This is a genomic window from Leifsonia sp. McL0627 (assembly GCF_058244615.1).
In genome coordinates this window covers 672616-690836 of record NZ_JBZCGM010000002.1, presented here as the reverse complement: position 1 = coordinate 690836, position 18221 = coordinate 672616, and the positions used below count along the sequence as shown (strand labels likewise).

The window sequence follows — 18221 nt, the reverse complement described above, 5'->3', positions numbered from 1 at the left end:
AAACACCGGCAGATATGCACCGCATCCCATGACTGGTACGGTGGGGCTGTGAAAACTCCCACCATCACCACGCGGGTCTCCCGGGAGCTCGGCATGGCCATCAACCATGGCATCTATCAGCCGGGCACGCGGCTGCCCGGTGAGCGCATGCTGGCCGAGAGCATGCATGTGAGCCGCAGCACCATCCGGATGGCGTTGGAGGATCTGGAGCGTCAGGGTCGCGTCGCGCGGTCTCCGCAGCGCGGGTGGTTCGTGCCGAGTCCGACCGTCGGGGAGCCGCCGAGCACCCTGGAGAGCTTCACCGAGATGGCGCGGCAGCGCGGGCACACGCCGACGGCTGAGGTGCTGGAGAAGTCCGTGCGGTCGGCGACACTGGATGAGGCCAACCGGCTCGGGATCGCGCCGGGCACCGAGGTGCTGGAACTGGTGCGGCTGCGGGGGATGAACTCGACGCCGATCTGCGTGGACAGGAACGTGCTGCCGCTCACCATCGCGCACGCCCTCGTCGAGCTGGATCTCACGGACGCGTCGCTGTACGAGATGCTGCAGACGCACTGCGACGTGAGCATCTTCCGCAGCGCGTACAGCGTTCAGGCGGAGACGCCGACCGCCGAGCAGGCCGCGCTGCTGCACATCCCGCCGGGGAGCCCGGTGCTCGTCGGCCGTGAGATCGCGTACGACCGGGGCGGGGCGCCTGTGCTCCTCGGGCTCAACACCTACCGGGGCGACGCGTACCGCTTCCACGCCGACCTGTACCGCGCCGAGTAGCCGCGCCACCCACGCCAGCCGCACTCAACGGCCAGAGGCCTCCGAACCCTGCACGGGTCGGAGGCCTCTGCTCGTCCGGTCGGCTCAGTGCAGCGGCGGCAGGATGTCCTTCTGCAGCTCCAGGAACTCGTCCAGCATCGCGACCGCACGGTTGTGCGAGTCGATCACCGGATCGAGCAGGATCGCCTGCAGCAGCTTCGCCTTGGATTGCTCGGCGTAGGCCTGCACCAGCAGCTTGTGGATGCTCCCCTGCAGCCGGACCATGGCAAGCACGCCCTCCGGGAACTCCTCCATCGGAACCGGCACGAGTTCGCCGTCGACGACCCTCGCAGGTACCTCGACCACCATGTCGTCCGGCAGGCCGGGGATGGCACCGCGGTTCGGAAGGTTCACGGCGGGGAGGTCGCGCTCCACACCGCAGGCCACCCACTCGATGATCGGGATGGCGAGCTCCTCCGAGGAGACGATGGGGCGGTCCTCCAGGGTGGCCTCCAGCGTCTTCTGCGCGTGCTTCGGCGGCTGGTACGGGCGGTCGGTGTCGGCGAAGCGGATCTCGTAGAACCACTCCGGCGTCGCTGCGCCGTCGCGCCACGGAGAACCGTCTGCCGGGTCGTGGAAGTACTGCAGCTGCGCCGGCACGTAGTCGTCCGCCCAGGAGATGTACTCGCCGAGGTGGTTGGCGCTCGGCGACGGCCACAGTCCGAAACGACGGAACAGGATGCGCGAGAGGCCGACCTCGTGCCAGTCGGAGACCCAGTTGGCGTCGTGTTCGAGTTCCCGCAGACGCGGGTAGAGGTCTTCTCCCGTTTTGCGGTCACGAATGCGCTGGAACCAGGTGAAGTGGTTGATCCCGCCAGCAGCGAGGTCGAGCTCGTCGAGCGGGGTGTCGAGCAGAGCCGCGATCTGGCGGGCTCCCTGGAAGTAGCCGTGGCACAGGCCGACGACCTTCACGTTGGTGAGGCGCGTGATGGCCTCGCAGACCTTGTGCTCCGGGTTGGAGAAGTTGAGGAACAGCGCGTCAGGTGCGAGCCGTTCGATCGCGCGGGCGATCTCCAGCAGCGGCCCGAACTGGCGGAGCGCGTGGAAGAGGCCGCCGGGGCCGCCGTTCTCGCCGTAGACCTGGCGGAAACCGTACTTCCTCGGCACCGTGAAGTCCTGGGACCAGTAGTGGTACCTGTTCAGCTCGATTGCGGTCACGACGAAGTCCGCACCCGTCACGGCCTCGTCGAGGTCGGTGGTGGTGGCGACGGTGGCCGCGTGGTTCAGCTCACCGATCACGTGCCGCGCGTAGCCCTCCATCTCGGCGAGGGGGGCCGCTGCGAGGTCCATGAGCACGATCTCGAGGCCCTTCTTGGCGATCGGCTCGCTCAACAGGAGGTCGCGAATGATGGTGCCCGCGAACTCGCGGCTGCCTGCGCCAATCAGTGTTACTTTCATCTGCTACTTGTCTCCGCTCTGGATGTGGTGGTTGTTCTGCTCCTGTGCGATCCGGCGAGCCACCGCGATGGCTCCGCGCACAGGCGGTCTGTCGAGGATGATCAGTTCGAGGCCGGGGTGGGCCAAGGCGAGGGCGGCACCGAACGCCTTCTGGAGCCGGGGCTGCCGTTCGATGACGGAGCCGCCCGCCACGACGGCGTCGGCGGGGATCCCCCGGCCGAGCAGCCGGTGGACGAGCGCGGCGAGGTGCTCGCCCGCATCCCGGATCACGTCGGCAGCGATGGCGGAGCCGTCGTCGGCCGCGGCGAAGACCTCGGGGGCATGACTGCCCCACTCCTCCGCCGACGCCGCCGTGGTGACGGCCAGTGCCAGTTCGTCGCCGTTCGTCGCGACGAACGAGGCCATCAGCCGCCGCGCGAGCTCGTCGCCGGAACCACCCTGGTCGAGGTCGCGGAGGACGGCCCTGGTGGCGTCCCGCACGAGGCCGGACGCGCTCCCCTCGTCGCCGAGGAGCCAGCCCCAGCCGCCTGCGCTCACCAGCTCGCCGTCGGCATTCCTGGCGGTGGCGATGGATCCGGTGCCGACGACGACGCCGATCGCCCGATCGTGGCCCATCGCCGGTGCGATGAGCTCGGAATCGTTCAGGACGACGACCGGGCCGTCGATCCCTGGCTGCAATGCCTGCTGGAGTTCGCGGCACTGGGCCGTGTTCTCGCAGCCGTGCGCTCCGACCGCGACGGCCGCAGACAGGATGTCCGACCCGAAGTGTTCGGTCAGAAGGCCGCGCAGTCCGACGGCATCGGCCGCGAAGTCGCCGAGTCCGCCGCGCCAGGACGAGGAGGGGACGACGATCTCCCGTCGGCCGGAGGCGAACTCCACGACGACGTGCGTCTTCGTTCCGCCGATGTCGACGCCGACCACTGTTCTCATGAAATCTTCCTCACGTCGATCTCGCGTCCGGCCCACCAACTCCGGCGGCCTATCCACGCTAATCACAACCAGCCCAGTTATGCCAGTTCGGGGGTGAATAACAACCAGATCGCGGACTGGTCCGGTTCCCGGAGAGGCATTCAGGGGGCTCCCAGGCGTGGTGACGCAGCGTTGAAGCCTCGAAAACGCTGGGCGGTTGCGGGATGTGGTGCGGCGAATACCGTACCAGTCGCGGGAATGGTTGTTATTTCGTCCCCAAGTGGACTAACTGAGCTGGTTAAGAATAGCGTTGCACCCGCGCCGCACATCGGCGTGAACGATAGGCGACGAGTTAAAGGAGACTCGCATGAAGAAGCGTCACCTCGCTGGAGCGATTGCTTTAGCGACCGGATTGGCCTTGGGCCTTGCGGCCTGTGCACCGGGCGGGTCCACGGCGGCGGACTCCTCCCGTCCCGTTTCGAAAGACGTCTCAGGCAAGGACGTCACGCTCAAGATCCTCGACTTCTGGCAGAACGACGAAGGCAAATGGATGGACGCCGTCGTCAAGGACTTCGAGAAGCAGCACCCCAACATCACCATCAAGCGCACCACGCAGGACTGGGGCCAGGTCAACAACACGGTCGCCCTGCGTCTGGCGGACCCGAGCGGGCCCGACATCGCGCTGGTCAACAACGGCTGGTCGTCGATGGGCACCTTGGCCAAGGGCGGCCGAATCCTGAACCTGGACGCGTACTCGAAGCTCTACGGGTGGGACAAAGAGTTCCCGAACACGATCGCCCGCCAGACGCAGTTCACGTCCGACGGCAAGCAGATGGGCACCGGTTCGCTGTACGCGACTCCGGCGGCTCGGTCATCGCTGATCGGCTTGTACTACAACAAGGCGATCCTGGACAAGCTGGGGCTCGCTGTGCCGACGACGCTCGCCGATTTCGAGAAGGACGCGGCGGCCGTCAAGTCGGCCGGAGAAGTGCCGATCGCCTACGGTTCCGTGGACAAGGGCTCCGCGACCTCGATCCTGTTCGCCACTCAGAACCTCTACGCTGCTGCCGACAAGATCGGCGACTTCGTCTACTCCAGCGGAAACGTGCCGATCTCCGACACGGGGATCGTCCAGGCCGCGGGTGACGTCAAGAAGTGGGCGGACGCCGGCTGGTTCACGCCGAACTACGCGGGTATTCAGTACGCCGACGCGCAGAACGATTTCCTGACCGGCAAGGCGGCGTTCCGGTTCGAGTACACCGGTTCGCTGGCGTTCTCCGACGCGCAGAAGCAGACCTTCGGGTACGTGCAGCTGCCGCAGGTGGACGGCGACAAGGTCGTGGGCACCGGCTCCTCCGCCGCGAACCTGGCGATCTCGGCCAAGTCGAAGAACCCGGATGCCGCCGCGGCATTCCTGGACTTCATGGCGAGCAAGACCGCCGCGCAGGAGGCAGTGGACCACGGCTTCCTGCCGCTGCTGCACTCCGGCCTGAGCGTCCCGAGCGGCAACCCGGAGCTGGCCAGCGAGATCACGGCACAGCAGGCGCTCGACAAGAGCAACGGGTACACGCCGTACTTCGACTGGTCGACCCCGACGATGCTCGACACCATCGGCGGCCAGCTGCAGCAGCTCTACGCGGGCCAGGTGACGCCGCAGCAGCTCTCTGACGCAGGTCAGAAGGACTACGACGCCTTCCAGGCGCAGCGGGCGAAGGGCTGAGTCGATGACCTCGTCCGATCTGGTGCAGCGGCAGGAGACCCCCGCCGCTGCACCGGCGGCGGCGCCACGGGCCGGCGGCACGTCGAAGCGGAGGCGCACCCTGTCGCCACTCGCCCGGCGTCGCCGCTGGCTCGGCCTGGCGTTCGCGGCTCCGGCGCTCCTGTTCTACGGGTTCGTCGTGATCGTCCCCATCCTGCAGAGCCTGAACTACTCGCTGTACAGCTGGGACGGCGTGAGCGCGGCCAAGTGGGTGGGGCTCAGCAACTACGTGTCGTTCTTCACCGATCCGCAACTGATCGAATCCCTGGGCCATGTGCTCGTGCTCGTGGTGTTCTTCTCGCTCATCCCGATCGCGCTCGGCCTGCTCTCCGCCGCTCTGCTCGGCCGGGGAAAGACGGCGGGCAGCGGCGTGTACCGCTGGCTGCTGTTCCTCCCGCAGGTGCTGACGAGCGTGGTCGTCGCCGTGATCTGGAAGCGCATCTACGGGCCGGACGGCCCCCTCAACTCCGCGTTGCGCGCCGTCGGTCTCGGCGACCTGGCGAAGAACTGGCTCGGCGACTTCACCTGGGCGCTCCCCGCGCTCGGCGTGATCGGCACCTGGACGGCGATGGGGCTCTGCATGGTGCTCTTCGTCGCCGGCGTCGCCGCCATCCCGAACGAGCTGTTCGAGCAGGCCCGCATCGACGGCGCCGGACCGATCCGCGAATTCTTCTCGATCACCCTCCCCAGCCTCAAGGGACAGGTCGCCGTCGCACTGACGCTCACCGTCACCGGCGCGCTCCGGGCCTTCGACCTGGTCTGGGTGACGACGCAGGGCGGTCCTGGCACGTCCACGACGACCCCGGCGCTGCTGCTCTACAAGAAGGCGTTCCTGAACCCGGACGTCGGGATGGCCGCGGCGATCGGCATCATCATCGCCGTCGTCTGCCTGCTCGTCGCCCTCGTCATCACCCGACTCTCCGAGGAGAAGAACGCATGATCTCCCGCGCAGAACGCCTCCTGAACCACACGGTGCTCATCCTGGTGTCGGTGTTCGTGCTCTTCCCCGTGGTCTGGTTCCTCTTCACGGCGCTCAGCCCGGAACGTAGTGGACAGCTCGATCTGCTCCACCCGCAGTTCAGCAACTTCGTCACGGCCTGGAACGCGGGCGGCTTCGGGTCGGCGATGCTGGCCTCCGCCGTGATCACGGTCGGTGCCGTGGTCGGTCAGGTCGTGCTGGCGGTGCTCTCCGGCTTCGCGTTCGGGGTGCTCGGGGTGGCCGGCCAGAAGGTGATCTTCCCGCTGGTGCTGTTCGGGCTGATGATCTCCGCCGAGGTCTTCATCATCCCGCTCTATTACACGTTCCAGTCGATGGGCCTCACCAACTCGTGGCTGGGCCTGATCATCATCCAGATCGGCATGGGCGTCCCGTTCGGCGCGTTCTGGATGCGAGCGACCTTCCGTGCCGTGCCGCCGTCGCTGATCGAGGCGGCCGAGATGGACGGCGCCCGGTCGTGGCGCATCCTGTGGCAGATCCTGATGCCGATCTCCAGGCCGGCGGTCCTGACCCTCGGGCTGCTCTCGTTCATGTGGACCTGGAACGACTTCTTCCTCTCGCTGGTCTTCATCGCCGACCCGTCCATCCAGCCGGCCACCCTCGCGCTCGGTGTCTTCCAGGGGAAGAACACGCTCGACGTGAACCTGCTGGCAGCCGGATCGCTGATCGTCGCCGTCCCCGTGCTCATCCTCTACGTGTTCTTCCAGCGCCACTTCATCAGTGGCGTGCTCAACGGCGCGATCAAGGAGTGAGCTGAGCCAGCTCAGCTCCCCCGCCCGTTCCTCAGACAAGGAGTCTCCCCTATGCGCATCGCGCCCGAAATCCTCAACACCCCCGACGAGGTCGGCCTCGCCGCCGCCGAGCAGATCGCCGACGCGATCGCAGAGACGGCCGCCGCCGGCCGGACGTTCGTCCTCGGCTGCCCGACCGGGCGGAGCCCGCTGACCACCTACGAGCAGCTCGCCAGGCTCGTCAGTGAGCGCGACCTCGACCTCAGCAGGGTGATCATCGCCCTGATGGACGAGTACGTGGAAGAGGAGCAGGGCGAGTACCGCGCGGTCGACCCCGCACTGAAGCACAGCTGCGTCGGGTATGGAAAGCGCGACATTCTCGACCGCCTGAACGCCGGGGCGCGACCGGAGAACCGCATTCCGGAGCAGAACCTCTGGTACCCGGATCCCCGCGCGGACGACGGCGAGTACGACCGGCGGCTGGCGGAGGTGGGCGGCATCGACATCTTCCTCCTCGCCTCCGGCGCCTCGGACGGCCATGTCGCCCTCAACCCGGTCGGCGCCGCTGCAGACACCGTCACCCGCGTGGTCGCCCTCGGCGATGACACCCGCCGCGACAACCTCAGCACGTTCCCCACGTTGCGCAGCCTGGACGAGGCGCCCCGCTACGGCGTCACCGTCGGGATCGGCACCATCCGGGAGCTGCCCCGCTCGGTGATCATGGTGGTCACTGGCGAGCACAAGCAGTCGACCGTCCGCCGGCTTGCCGCGGCGGATGCCTACGAACCGGACTGGCCGGCCACGGTGCTCACCCAGTGCGAGTCCCCCCGCTTCCTCGTGGATCGCAGCGCCGCCGGCCTCCTGCAGACCACGCTCTGACCCCGACCGTCCCGGAAGGTACCGCCATGCACGTCCCCCCGTTCGCTGTCGACGACGTCCTCGCCGCGCTGACCCTGGAGGAGAAGGCGTCGCTGCTCTCCGGCGTCGACGACTGGTTCACCCAGACGATCGATCGGCCGGGCCTGCCAGCGGTCGTCCCCGCGATCGAGGTCGGCGACGGACCGCACGGTCTGCGCAAGGAGACCGGCGTCGACATGGTCTGGGTTCCCGCGACCGGGTTCCCGACCGCCTCGGCGATGGGCGCATCCTGGGACAGAGAGCTGATGCGCAGAGTGGGCGCCGCGATCGGCGAGGAGGCACGGGCCGAGGGTGTGCAGGTCGTGCTCGGGCCCGGTGTGAACATGAAGCGCTCGCCGCTGTGCGGACGCAACTTCGAATACTTCTCCGAAGACCCGCTGCACTCGGGCGAACTCGGAGCCGCCTACGTCGAGGGCGTGCAGTCGACCGGCGTCGGCACCTCGCTCAAGCACTTCGCCGCGAACAACCAGGAAATCGAGCGCACGCGCATCTCGGTGATCGCGGACGAGCGCACGCTCCGGGAGACCTATCTGTCCGCCTTCGAGCGCGTCGTCCGCCGCGCCGAGCCGTGGACGGTGATGTGCTCGTACAACAGGCTTCTCGGCGTGCATGCGTCGGAGAACCGCTGGCTGCTGACCGAGGTGCTCCGCGACGAGTGGGGCTATCAGGGAGCCGTCGTCTCCGACTGGAACGCCGTGCACCACCGCGTCGCGGCACTGCAGGCAGGATTGGACCTGGAGATGCCGGGCACGCAGGGGCAGACGGATGCGGAGGTCGTCGCAGCGGTGAGGGACGGCTCGCTCGACGAGGCCGTGGTGGACGAGGCCGCCCGGCGCGTGCTGACGCTGGTGGCCCGTGCCTACCCGGGAGCCGACCAGGTCGACGGCGCGGTGATGGCTCTCGGTCACGCCGCCGGAGACCGACTCACCCCGGAGCAGTTGGCCGCGCTGCGCGCCGACGAGCACCACGCCATCGCCAGGGAGGCGGCGGCCGCGTGCATCACACTGCTGCGCAACCAGGCCGCTCCCGGAGCGGCCGGGCCTGCGCTGCCCCTCGCGGAGAGCGGCGGCACCGTGGCGGTGATCGGCGCGTTCGCCGAGCACGCGCGCATCCAGGGTGGGGGCTCATCCGGTGTCGACCCGACCCGTGTCGACGTGCCGCTGGACGAGATCCGCGCCATCGCGGGCGACAGGGTCGTCTCGGCGCCCGGATACGTGTATGCCACGAAGAACGCGTACCAGGACGACAACCTCGCCATCCTGGCCGCCCACGGCGTCACCCACGACGAGGACAAGCCGAAGGTCGCCCGGCGCTCGGCCACGCTGGCCAAAGAGCTCCAGCTCGCAGAGGCCGTCCAGCACGCCGGGAGGGGGCCGCTCTCCGAGACGGCGCTCCGGCTCATCAACGAAGCGGCCGCCGTGGGGGAGCAGGCGGAGACGATCGTGGTCTTCGCCGGGCTGCCGCTCTCCTACGAACAGGAGGCGAACGACAGGGACTCCCTCGACCTCCCGGCGGACCAGCTCGCGCTGATCGCCCGCCTGGCCGACGTGCGGGAGCGCACGGGCGCATCCCTGGTCGTCGTGCTCTCGAACGGCTCCCCCGTGTCGATGGACCCGTGGCACGACCGTGTCGACGCCATCGTCGAAGCCTGGCTGAGCGGCCAGGGGACCGGCCACGCCGTCGCCGACGTGCTCTTCGGTCGGGCGAACCCGTCCGGCAAGCTCGCTGAGACGTTCCCGTTCGCGGTCGAGGACACCCCCGGTTTCCCCAACTGGGTCGGCGAGCGCGGGACGGTGCTCTACGGCGAGGGCGTCTTCATCGGCTATCGCTGGTACGACGCGCTGAACCGTGCGGTGCGCTACCCCTTCGGGCACGGCCTGTCGTACACGACCTTCGCCTATCGCGACCTGGAGGTCGAGATCCTGGATGCGGCGGAAGGCAGCGTGCGCGTGTCCTGCACGATCGACAACACCGGCGACCGCGCCGGCGACGAGATCGTGCAGCTCTACGTCGGCGACCCGGATGCGGAGGTGCAGCGGCCGGTGCGCGAGCTGCGCGGCTTCGAGAAGGTGCGGATCGAGCCGGGGGCGTCGGCCAGGGTCGTCTTCGAGTTGGAGAACCGCGACTTCGCATACTGGGACTCCGCCGCCGAACGCGGGGACGGCCGGACCGGCGTGTGGCGCCGGGAGGGTGGGACGTTCCTGATCGAGGTCGGAGCGTCGTCGCAGGACATCCGTCTGGAGACGTCGATCGAGCTCCCCGACGACCACTCCATCCCGCCGCTGATCCCGGATGCGGAGCTGATCGACATCGCCGCGTCGCGGTTCGTGCAGGGGCACGCAGGCTGACGCCGAGCGAGGCAGGTTGCAGCGGGTGACCCCCGTTTGTCATTCTCCGGAATGATGCGAACGCATCCCGGGCGTCGTTGAATAGTCGTATGAACGTCAACCTGCTTCCGCTCGTCCAGGGCGCCGGCGCTGTAGCGCTGGCCGTCGTGGCGTTCTCGTTCGCGCTCACCTGGCCGTCGCTCATCGCCACGATCCAGGGGTTCCGGGCGGAGCGCACCCGGCTCGTCGCCTTCGCCGGTCTTGGTTCCGCGATGCTCGTCGCGGCCGGCCTGCTCTACTACGTGCCCGGGTTGCTGCTGCGCGACGAGCTCGCGTTGATCATCTCGTTCCCGCTCGCAGCGACGTGGCTGATCGCCGCGGCGGCGCTGATCGTGCGCGGGATGCTGCTGGAGGGCGCATCCAGGGTCATTTCGTATTCGTTCGCCGTCGTGTCCGTGAGCGGGCTCGCCGCCGGCATCGTGTCAGCGCTCTGCGCGCAGCACAGGATCGCCGACACCATCACGCCGACCGGCGCCTTCCTGCTCGCGCTCACGGCCGTGGCCGGCGTGGTCTTCTGGTCGAACAGCGTCGACCGGATGGCGCGCGCGTAGCCCGCACAAGCGCGCACTCTGCTCCCGCTGCGAGCAGCGAAAACAGTTCTTGTGCTGCCCCAACCGACGGCGGTGCTCATTCTGTAGCCTTCGGCCGTGCCTGATCGCACACTGGTCTCAGGACGATCCACGACAATGACGCCGCGTGTTCCAGTCCTGGCCGAACAGGCGAGACGCACCGACGCATCCGCCTGAACCTCCAGGGAACACGACCCAGGGTCATGGTCACACGAGACCCGAGGGACGAGTTCCACCATGCAGGAGTCAGACCACCGTGACGGCGTCGCCATTTCTCTGCGATCCGTCGTGAAACGGTACGGGGAGCACACCGTCGTCGACGACGTCTCGCTCTCCGTTCGCGAAGGAGAAGTCGTCGCGATCATCGGCCCGAGCGGCGCGGGCAAGAGCACCCTCCTCCGGTGCATCAACCTTCTCGAGGTGCCGGACAGCGGCTGTGTCACCGTCGAAGGCAACCAGGTGGATGCGGGAGCCGAGATCAGCAGGAAGGCGCTTCTGGCGCTTCGCCGCCAGGTCGGCATGGTGTTCCAGTCGTTCAACCTGTTCCCGCACATGACCGTGCTCCGCAACGTGAGCCTCGCGCAGCAGCGGGTCCTCGGCCGGAGCCAGAGCGAGGCGGACGCCCGCTCGCTGGCGCTGCTCGACCGCGTCGGCCTGGCCGACAAGGCGAGCCAGTATCCCGGGCGCTGTTCGGGCGGCCAGCAGCAGCGCATCGCCATTGCACGCGCCCTCGCTCTCGACCCGCACGTGATGCTCTTCGACGAGCCGACCTCGGCGCTCGACCCGGAGGTCGGGCTCGAAGTGCTCGCTGTGATGCGGGAGCTCGCGAGGGAAGGCATGACGATGGTCGTCGTCACTCACGAGATGCAGTTCGCGCGTGACGTCTCCGACCGCGTCGTCGTGATGGCCAAAGGCGCGATCCTCGAAGAGGGCGAGCCGGAGCAGGTGTTCACCGCTCCGGCGACGGAGCGGACCAGGCAGTTCCTCCGCGCGGTCCTGGAGCGCTGACATGGAACACCTCGCAGTCGTGGTCCAGGGCGTCCAGATGACGATCCTGGTGACCCTGAGCTCGTTCGCCATCGGCGCGGTCGGCGGGGTGCCCATCGCGCTCGCCCGCCGCTCCCGGTTCGGCCTCCTGCGTTTCGTCGCGAGGGTGGTCGTCGAGATCGTCCGCGGCATCCCTCCCCTGGTCTGGTTGTTCATCCTGTATTTCGGCATCGGGAGCGGCGCCATCAAACTGGACTCGTTCACCGCAGCGATCATCGGATTCGGCGTCGTCACCTCCGTGTACATGGCGGAGATCTATCGCGGCGGCCTGTCGGCGATCAGCGACGGCCAGTGGGAGGCCAGCGATGCGCTCGGGATGTCGCGCTCGGCGACGATCGCGACCGTGATCGGCCCGCAGGTGCTCCGCGTCTCCCTCCCGGCGGCTGCGACCTACGCCATCGGGCTGCTGAAGGACTCGTCCATCGCCTCGGTGATCGGTGTGCAGGACATCGTGTTCTTCGCCAACCAGGATGCGAGCCAGACGGCCAACGGCATCGTCCCGTTCCTCTGGGCGGCGGGCCTGTACATCGCCATGACCATCCCCTGCGCCTGGCTCACCCGGCGCCTCGACACGACGCTTCGGAAGAGGGTCGCACGATGAATCTCATCGAGGACTGGGTCGAGTTCTGGCCCCAACTGCTCGGCGGCCTGTGGGTGAGTCTGCGGCTCACCGCTGTCATCCTGCTGGTCGGCCTCCCGGCCGGGCTCCTGCTGGCGCTCGGGTCGAGCGTGAAGAGCAAGGCGCTGAGGGTCACGACCATCGTCATCGTCGAGATCGGACGAGGGACGCCGGCGCTCGTGGTGCTGCAACTCGTCTACTTCGGCCTTCCAACGATCGGCACCACGTTCGACTCGTTCACCGCCTCCGTCATCGCCCTCGGCCTGACCACCGCGGCGTACACCAGCGAGATCATCCGCGGCGGCCTCCAGGCCGTGCCGGAGGCGGAGGTCGAGGCAGCGGATGCGCTCGGCCTGACCCGCAGGGACACCCTGCGCTACGTGGTGATCCCGCAGGGCATCCGAATCGCGATCCCCCCGCTCGTCGGCTTCTCCATCATGATCTTCCAGGCGACGTCGCTCGCATACACGATCGCCGTGCCCGAGCTGATGTCGCAGGCGTACTCGATCGGGTCGACGACCTTCCGCTACCTGAGCATCCTGACCCTGGCCGGCATCCTCTACGCGGCCATCACGATCCCGGCCAGCTGGCTGAGCACCCGTGTTGAGAAAAGAATGGCGCGGCACCGCGCGCCGGTACCCACCCCCGAAGGAGCACGACCATGAGACACCGCACCGTCACAGCCACAGCAGCAACGGCCGCAGCAGCCGTCGCCGTCGCGACCCTCCTCACTGGATGCAGTGGCGCATCCACGGGGGGAAGCGTCGCGGCCGACTGCACGCCGAAGGACATGTTCAGCACGATCAACAAGGGAACGCTGACGGTGACGCTGTCGTCGCTTCCGCCGTTCATCACCTCGCAGGGCACGACGCTCAGCGGAATCGACGGGGATATCCTCAACGGCTTCGGCAAAGAGGAGTGCCTCACGGTCACAGCGACCCCGGTCGCGACCGCGGCCGTCATCCCCGCGGTGCAGACGCGCCGCTCGGACGTGGCGGCCGGTTCCTGGTGGCGGTCCGCATCCCGCGCGAAGATCGTCGGGCTCACCGGCCCCGTGTACCTCGACCAGATGGCGTTCGTCTCCAAGGAAGGCTACGACGCCCTCTCCCAGCTCAAGGGTAAGACCGTCGGAACCGTCGACGGCGACCTGTGGGTGGCAGAGGCCAAGGCGTACTTCGGCGACAACCTCAAGGTCTACAAGTCGACGACCGACATGTATCAGGACCTCAAGGCGGGTCGCATCGAGACGGTCATGGACAGCTTCGGTTCCGGTTCCTTCAACGCCCCGAACCTGAAGGTGAAGGTCGCGAAGCCCGACAGTGCGATCGGCGCCTCCCTGAAGCCGCCGCAGACGACGTTCCCCGTCTCGCTCGACAACCAGGAATTGCTGAAGGCCCTCGACGGCTACGTGACGACCATCAAAGAGAACGGGCAGCTGGCGAAGATCCTCGAGAAGCACGGCCTGCCAGGCTCAGCGGTGAACACCGGGGAACCCCGCCTCATCAGCTGACAGACCGGCGGCGGGCGATGTGACCCTCAACACCATCGCCCGCCGCCTTCCATTGACCGCAGTGACGTCGCGCAGAAGTCGCAGTGAAGTCGCAGTGAAGGAGACACCGATGAAGACCGAGACCACCCGCGAGCACATCGAGTCGTTCGGCCGCGAGCGTCTGCGGGAGCACCCCGATTGGCTCGCCCTCAAGCAGGCGGCGATCGACCTGCAGGTGCTGCAGGCGAAGGACGGCTCGCTCCCCGAGACGTCGAACCGCACGTGGGCGGCCGAGCGTGTGCGCTGCATCCTCGACTCCATCGAGGCGCTGGCGCCGCTCTTCCCGCACGATGCCGACTACCTGGATGCGCTCCAGGACGACTTCCGCCGCTGGGAGGCGGAGGACTTCGGGGTGCCGGACTTCCACGACTCGCTCGTTGCGTTCCAGCCGCAGCAGCACCGCGTCGACGGACTCCCCCACCTGGTGGTGTTCCCGATGTACACGCAGAACGGCTCGACCAACCGCTACGTCGAGGCCTTGCTGGTGGAGGTGATCTGGCCGGAGTTCATCGCGGCGCTCGAAGCGGGCGACTACGGCAACAAGCTGTTCGTCCCGCTGCGTTTCGTGGACTTCACGCCCGGCTACGACTCCAACTCGGCCGTGCTGTTCCCCGAGACAGTGGCGATGCGCGAGATCCCGACGTTCACGTGGGGTGCGATCTTCCAGGATCGTGAGGCTGCACGCTACCGGCGTGTGGTGCGGGCGGCGTCGCAGATCACGAAGCTGGAGCTGCCGGCGGATGCGGCGGCGATGCTGGAGGATCAGGCGCTGACGGAGGAGACCTTCGTGATGTGGGATCTGATCCACGATCGCAGTCACATGCGTGGGGATCTGCCGTTCGATCCGTTCATGATCAAGCAGCGGATGCCGTTCTTCCTCTACTCGCTGGAGGAGCTGCGTTGCGACCTGACGGCGTTCCGCGAATCGGTGCGGCAGGAGCGCGAGCTGTCGGCGCTGCCGGAGGCGGAGCTGTCGGAGGCGCAGCGTCAGATCCGTCACCACGCGAAGCTGGTGCAGTATGCGGTGATCTTCGACCGGATCTTCCGGTTCGCGATCACCGGCAGCCGGATCCGCAACTATGACGGGCTCGGCGGCCAGTTGCTGTTCGCGTGGATGCACCAGCACGACGTGCTGCACTGGACGGACACCCAGCTGACCATCGACTGGGACGGCGTGCCCGAGGTGGTCGTGGCACTCAGCGACCGGATCAACGACCTGTACTGGCGTTCCATCGACCGGCCCAAGGTGGCGCACTGGCTGGCCGCATACGAGATGCTCACCGAAACGCTCACCCCGAACCCCGCCTCCCAGTGGGCGCGCGGGCTGCCGGACGAGATCCTCGCCGGTGTGCCGAAGGGATACACCGACCAGGTGCTGGACGACGAGTTCCCGCTCTCGATGTTCTACGAAGCACTGAACAAGAAGATGGCCAGCGTCATCGAATCCACCGCCGGCATCACCCGCGACCGGGTCGACGTGGTCGCAGACGGAGCAGCCTCGTGACCCGCCCGGTCGTCGTGGTGGCCGGGTCCACGAGTCAGGCAGGGACGGCGGTGGTGAAAGCACTGGTGGAAGCCGGCTTCTGCGTCGCCGCCGTCGACCTCGACGCCGGGAAGGTGTCGGCGCTTGCCGAGGCCCTCCCGCCCGTGCGCGGGTTCGTCTGCGACCTCGCCGATCCGGTGGCGGTGGAGGCGCTCGCCGCCTCGGTTCGCGAGGAGCTCGGACCGGTGAGGGGGCTCATCCACCTGGTCGGCGGCTGGCGTGGTGCAGACGGCATCGCACAGCAGTCGGACGACGACTGGAGCGTGCTCGAGACCGGGATCATGACCACGCTGCGCAACACCAGCCGCACGTTCTACGACGACCTCGCGTCAGCCCCGGCAGGCCGCGTGGCCATTGTCTCCGCCACCACGGTCGCCACGCCGAGCGCAGGAATCGCCAACTACGTCGCCGTCAAGGCGGCGGCAGAGGCGTGGATGCGTGCCGTGGCCGCCGGCTTCCGCACCGAGGCGGCCGGGAGCGACGATGCGAGGCACGGTTCCGCTGCCGTCGTCTTCGTCGTGAAAGCACTCGTCGACGACGGGATGCGCGCGGCCCAGCCGGAACGCACCTTCCCCGGGTTCACCGATGTGAAGACCCTTGCGTCGGCCGCCGTCGATCTCTTCGACACACCAGCCCAGCTCATCAACGGGGCGCAGGTCCGGTTGCACTGACGGCGACGCCGCTCAGCCGGCGGCCGCCACCCGGTGCGCGAGGTATTCGACCTCCGCGATCCTCTGGCGGGGACGGGCGGCCGTGGAGATGCCGGGCAGCTCCTCGGCGAGCGTGTTGGCGGCGCCGATCATCACGGCGATCACGTCGACGGCGAGGGAGTTCTCATGCTCGGCACGGTGCAGCGCGAGCACGTGGCGGCGGAGGGCGCTGCCGTCCATGGTCACCGGAACGGCGTGTTCGGAGGGGAGTACCGAGAGCGCAGGGACGATGGCGATGCCGAGCCCGGCCTGCACCATCCCCCTCACCGCATCCGATTGGGTGCCCCGCAGCGCGACGAGCGGGTCGAACCCTGCTCCGGCGCAGAGCCTGGCGAGACAGCTGTCGGCCGCCGACCCCTCCTTGGTGGAGACCCAGGTCTCGGCCGCGAGGTCCTCGATCGCAACGGCCTCCGACGATGCGAGGGCGTGGGTCCCCGGAACCAGCAGCATCAGCTCCTCGTCGAGGATCGGGGTGACGACGACGCTCGCCGGCCACCGCTGCGGCACGAGGTCGTACTCGTACACGACGGCGACATCGAGCAGCGCGTCGCGCAGCTTCGAGACCAACTCGTCCGGCTCCCCGTCATCCAGGGTGACGTCCACCCGCGGGTGCGAGCGCACGTAGGAGGCCAGACTGCGGGGAAGCAGCCGCTCGCCCGCGGCCGGGAAGCCGCCGATCCTGAGCCGGCCGAAGCCGCCGGTGCTGAGGCCGCGCATGTCGTCTTCGAGCGCGCCGAGGGCCATCAGGATGTCGTGGGCGCGTTCCGCCAGGAACATCGCGGCGGCGGTCGGGCGGATGCTGTGCGCGTCCCGCTCGAACAGTGGAGCCTGCAGCGTGTGCTCGAGCGCGGCGACCTGCTGGGAGACGGCGGAGCCGGTGTAGCCGATCTGGCGTGCTGCGTCGGCGAACGAGCCGGTGCGGACCACCACGGAGAGTGTGCGGAGATGCACGGGATTGAGCATGACGGTTACGCTCCATCCTTCACGGGAGAGGCGGCGGGTGCCGCGAGAAGCCGCTCGACGTCGACGCGACCGCCTGCAGCGGCGAAGTCTCTGTCGACGGCGTCGCGCATCCACGGGTCGGCGAGGTAGTCGGCCATCGTGGATGCGAGGCCGATCGCGCTGTCGATGACGGCGGCGTCGCCGAGAGGGCTGATCGCGTGGCGGCCGAACTCCTCCGTGTGCATGGCGGTGGGGGTGGGGCAGATGCTCACCGTCGGGTGGATCGACGGGCGGCGGACGCTGACGTTGCCGAGATCGGTCGACCAGCCACCGCCGATCAGGCCCGGCTGGTCGAGCACGATGCTCCTCCCGCGCCCCAGCATGTGCGCGAAATATCGCTCGGCGAGGGCGGCGTTGCTCCGCACAGGCAGGTAGGCGGGGAACGGGTCCCAGCGTGCATCCACGTGGGTGTCGGTGAGGAGGGCGGCGCCATCGAGGACGCGCTGCACGCGCGTGGAGAGGGCGACGAGCTGGTCGATGTCCTGCGAGCGGACCTCGACGGTGATGCTCGCCCGGTCAGGGACCACGTTCGTCGCGGCGCCGCCGTCGGTGATGATGGCGTGCAGGCGGTCGGTGGACGGGATGTGCTGACGCAGGGCGGCGACGGCCTGATAGGCGGCGACCACCGCATCCAGAGCGTTGCGGCCCTCGTGCGGGGCGGAGGACGCATGGGCGGCGACGCCGTGGAAGGTCGCTTCGACGTCGCGGACGGCGAGGGACGTGAACGAGGCGACCTCATCCGGCCCGGTGAACGGATGCACCATGACCACGGCGTCGATGTCGTCGAAGGCGCCAGCGCGTTCCAGCACCTCCTTGCCGCCGCCGTTCTCCTCGGCGGGGGTGCCGATCAGCACGACCGATCCGCCGGATTCGCGGAGATGGGCGGCGACGCCGAGGAAGGCGCCGACGGCCGCTGCGCAGATGACGTTGTGCCCGCACCCGTGGCCGACGCCGGGCAGCGCGTCGTACTCGGCGAGGACGGCGATGCGGGGCGCGCCGTGGCCTGCTTGTGCTCGGAGCGCCGTGCGCATCCCGTGCAGCCCCACCGTCGCGGCGTGGCCGTGGCGGCGGAGCAGGTCGGCGACGGCGGCGACGGAGCGGTGCTCCTCGAGCCCCACCTCCGGCAGCGAGTGGATGCGGTGGCTCAGCGTCAGGAGTTCGTCGCCGACGCCCTCGATGGTGTGCGCAATGGCAGCGAGAACGGCGGACGGCGCACCGGTCGGGTGCGCTGCCGTGATGGTGGTCGGTGTGTCTTCGGTGGACATCGTCGTCCTCT

17 protein-coding genes are annotated in these 18221 nt (G+C 68.4%); 13 read left to right on the top strand and 4 right to left on the bottom strand.

The window, feature by feature from the left end; all coding sequences use genetic code 11:
* The first annotated feature begins 48 nt into the window (after positions 1-48).
* Entirely contained in the window at positions 49-768 is a 720-nt protein-coding gene (locus AC37TH_RS03870) for a GntR family transcriptional regulator (protein ID WP_490763035.1), read from the top strand.
* Between the two features lie 84 nt (positions 769-852).
* On the opposite strand, the gene AC37TH_RS03865 is transcribed toward AC37TH_RS03870, so the two are convergent.
* Both AC37TH_RS03865 and AC37TH_RS03860 read right to left on the bottom strand, forming a co-directional pair.
* Entirely contained in the window at positions 853-2205 is a 1353-nt protein-coding gene (locus tag AC37TH_RS03865; protein ID WP_490763034.1) for a family 4 glycosyl hydrolase, read from the bottom strand.
* A gap of 3 nt (positions 2206-2208) precedes the next feature.
* A complete protein-coding gene (locus tag AC37TH_RS03860) occupies positions 2209-3135 on the bottom strand; it encodes an N-acetylglucosamine kinase (RefSeq protein WP_490763033.1) in 927 nt (308 codons plus the stop codon).
* 346 nt (positions 3136-3481) lie between these two features.
* Here AC37TH_RS03860 and AC37TH_RS03855 point away from each other — a divergent pair, with 346 nt between their 5' ends.
* The 12 genes from AC37TH_RS03855 (at position 3482) to AC37TH_RS03800 (ending at position 15904) form a co-directional block, all read left to right on the top strand.
* A complete protein-coding gene (locus AC37TH_RS03855) occupies positions 3482-4834 on the top strand; it encodes an ABC transporter substrate-binding protein (RefSeq protein ID WP_490763032.1) in 1353 nt (450 codons plus the stop codon).
* A gap of 4 nt (positions 4835-4838) precedes the next feature.
* A complete protein-coding gene (locus AC37TH_RS03850) occupies positions 4839-5813 on the top strand; it encodes a carbohydrate ABC transporter permease (protein WP_490763031.1) in 975 nt (324 codons plus the stop codon).
* The gene (locus AC37TH_RS03845; RefSeq protein ID WP_490763030.1) at positions 5810-6622 is read left to right on the top strand and encodes a carbohydrate ABC transporter permease; all 813 of its coding nucleotides are present in this window, start codon (positions 5810-5812) and stop codon (positions 6620-6622) included. The genes AC37TH_RS03850 and AC37TH_RS03845 overlap by 4 nt, the downstream gene beginning before the upstream one ends.
* A 51-nt stretch (positions 6623-6673) precedes the next feature.
* Entirely contained in the window at positions 6674-7480 is an 807-nt protein-coding gene (locus AC37TH_RS03840) for a 6-phosphogluconolactonase (RefSeq protein WP_490763029.1), read from the top strand.
* A gap of 26 nt (positions 7481-7506) precedes the next feature.
* Positions 7507-9867 (top strand): beta-glucosidase family protein, encoded by a 2361-nt coding sequence (locus AC37TH_RS03835; RefSeq protein WP_490763028.1) that lies wholly within the window; start codon positions 7507-7509, stop codon positions 9865-9867.
* Positions 9868-9956: 89 nt separating this feature from the next.
* Complete coding sequence (locus AC37TH_RS03830; RefSeq protein ID WP_490763027.1) at positions 9957-10457, top strand: hypothetical protein; 501 nt, start codon at positions 9957-9959, stop codon at positions 10455-10457.
* A 255-nt stretch (positions 10458-10712) separates the two neighbouring features.
* Positions 10713-11483: an amino acid ABC transporter ATP-binding protein gene (locus tag AC37TH_RS03825; protein WP_490763026.1), complete on the top strand. Its 771-nt coding sequence runs from the start codon at positions 10713-10715 to the stop codon at positions 11481-11483.
* A 1-nt stretch (position 11484) separates the two neighbouring features.
* Positions 11485-12123, top strand: a complete 639-nt coding sequence (locus AC37TH_RS03820; protein WP_490763025.1) for an amino acid ABC transporter permease — start codon at positions 11485-11487, stop codon at positions 12121-12123.
* Entirely contained in the window at positions 12120-12806 is a 687-nt protein-coding gene (locus AC37TH_RS03815; protein ID WP_490763024.1) for an amino acid ABC transporter permease, read from the top strand. The genes AC37TH_RS03820 and AC37TH_RS03815 overlap by 4 nt, the downstream gene beginning before the upstream one ends.
* Positions 12803-13651: a substrate-binding periplasmic protein gene (locus AC37TH_RS03810; RefSeq protein ID WP_490763023.1), complete on the top strand. Its 849-nt coding sequence runs from the start codon at positions 12803-12805 to the stop codon at positions 13649-13651. The genes AC37TH_RS03815 and AC37TH_RS03810 overlap by 4 nt, the downstream gene beginning before the upstream one ends.
* 109 nt (positions 13652-13760) lie before the next feature.
* Complete coding sequence (locus tag AC37TH_RS03805; RefSeq protein WP_490763022.1) at positions 13761-15194, top strand: DUF6421 family protein; 1434 nt, start codon at positions 13761-13763, stop codon at positions 15192-15194.
* The gene (locus tag AC37TH_RS03800) at positions 15191-15904 is read left to right on the top strand and encodes an SDR family NAD(P)-dependent oxidoreductase (RefSeq protein ID WP_490763021.1); all 714 of its coding nucleotides are present in this window, start codon (positions 15191-15193) and stop codon (positions 15902-15904) included. Before AC37TH_RS03805 ends, AC37TH_RS03800 begins: the two co-directional genes overlap by 4 nt.
* A gap of 12 nt (positions 15905-15916) precedes the next feature.
* Here the strand turns inward: AC37TH_RS03800 and AC37TH_RS03795 are convergent, their stop codons facing one another.
* Together AC37TH_RS03795 and AC37TH_RS03790 are read right to left on the bottom strand one after the other, a co-directional pair.
* Positions 15917-16894 (bottom strand): LysR family transcriptional regulator, encoded by a 978-nt coding sequence (locus AC37TH_RS03795; protein ID WP_490763020.1) that lies wholly within the window; start codon positions 16892-16894, stop codon positions 15917-15919.
* Positions 16895-16911: 17 nt separating this feature from the next.
* Positions 16912-18210, bottom strand: coding sequence for an amidohydrolase (locus tag AC37TH_RS03790; RefSeq protein WP_490763019.1), 1299 nt, complete (start codon positions 18208-18210; stop codon positions 16912-16914).
* Positions 18211-18221: the final 11 nt, after the last annotated feature.

Excerpts from the sequence above, each read along its gene's own strand:
- AC37TH_RS03815 (WP_490763024.1), top strand. The coding sequence starts at position 12,120 with ATGAATCTCATCGAGGACTGGGTCGAGTTCTGGCCCCAACTGCTCGGC.
- AC37TH_RS03820 (WP_490763025.1), top strand. The coding sequence starts at position 11,485 with ATGGAACACCTCGCAGTCGTGGTCCAGGGCGTCCAGATGACGATCCTG.
- AC37TH_RS03835 (WP_490763028.1), top strand. The coding sequence starts at position 7,507 with ATGCACGTCCCCCCGTTCGCTGTCGACGACGTCCTCGCCGCGCTGACC.
- AC37TH_RS03850 (WP_490763031.1), top strand. The coding sequence starts at position 4,839 with ATGACCTCGTCCGATCTGGTGCAGCGGCAGGAGACCCCCGCCGCTGCA.
- AC37TH_RS03845 (WP_490763030.1), top strand. The coding sequence starts at position 5,810 with ATGATCTCCCGCGCAGAACGCCTCCTGAACCACACGGTGCTCATCCTG.
- AC37TH_RS03805 (WP_490763022.1), top strand. The coding sequence starts at position 13,761 with ATGAAGACCGAGACCACCCGCGAGCACATCGAGTCGTTCGGCCGCGAG.
- AC37TH_RS03830 (WP_490763027.1), top strand. The coding sequence starts at position 9,957 with ATGAACGTCAACCTGCTTCCGCTCGTCCAGGGCGCCGGCGCTGTAGCG.
- AC37TH_RS03825 (WP_490763026.1), top strand. The coding sequence starts at position 10,713 with ATGCAGGAGTCAGACCACCGTGACGGCGTCGCCATTTCTCTGCGATCC.
- AC37TH_RS03865 (WP_490763034.1), bottom strand. The coding sequence starts at position 2,205 with ATGAAAGTAACACTGATTGGCGCAGGCAGCCGCGAGTTCGCGGGCACC.
- AC37TH_RS03790 (WP_490763019.1), bottom strand. The coding sequence starts at position 18,210 with ATGTCCACCGAAGACACACCGACCACCATCACGGCAGCGCACCCGACC.
- AC37TH_RS03860 (WP_490763033.1), bottom strand. The coding sequence starts at position 3,135 with ATGAGAACAGTGGTCGGCGTCGACATCGGCGGAACGAAGACGCACGTC.
- AC37TH_RS03840 (WP_490763029.1), top strand. The coding sequence starts at position 6,674 with ATGCGCATCGCGCCCGAAATCCTCAACACCCCCGACGAGGTCGGCCTC.
- AC37TH_RS03810 (WP_490763023.1), top strand. The coding sequence starts at position 12,803 with ATGAGACACCGCACCGTCACAGCCACAGCAGCAACGGCCGCAGCAGCC.
- AC37TH_RS03855 (WP_490763032.1), top strand. The coding sequence starts at position 3,482 with ATGAAGAAGCGTCACCTCGCTGGAGCGATTGCTTTAGCGACCGGATTG.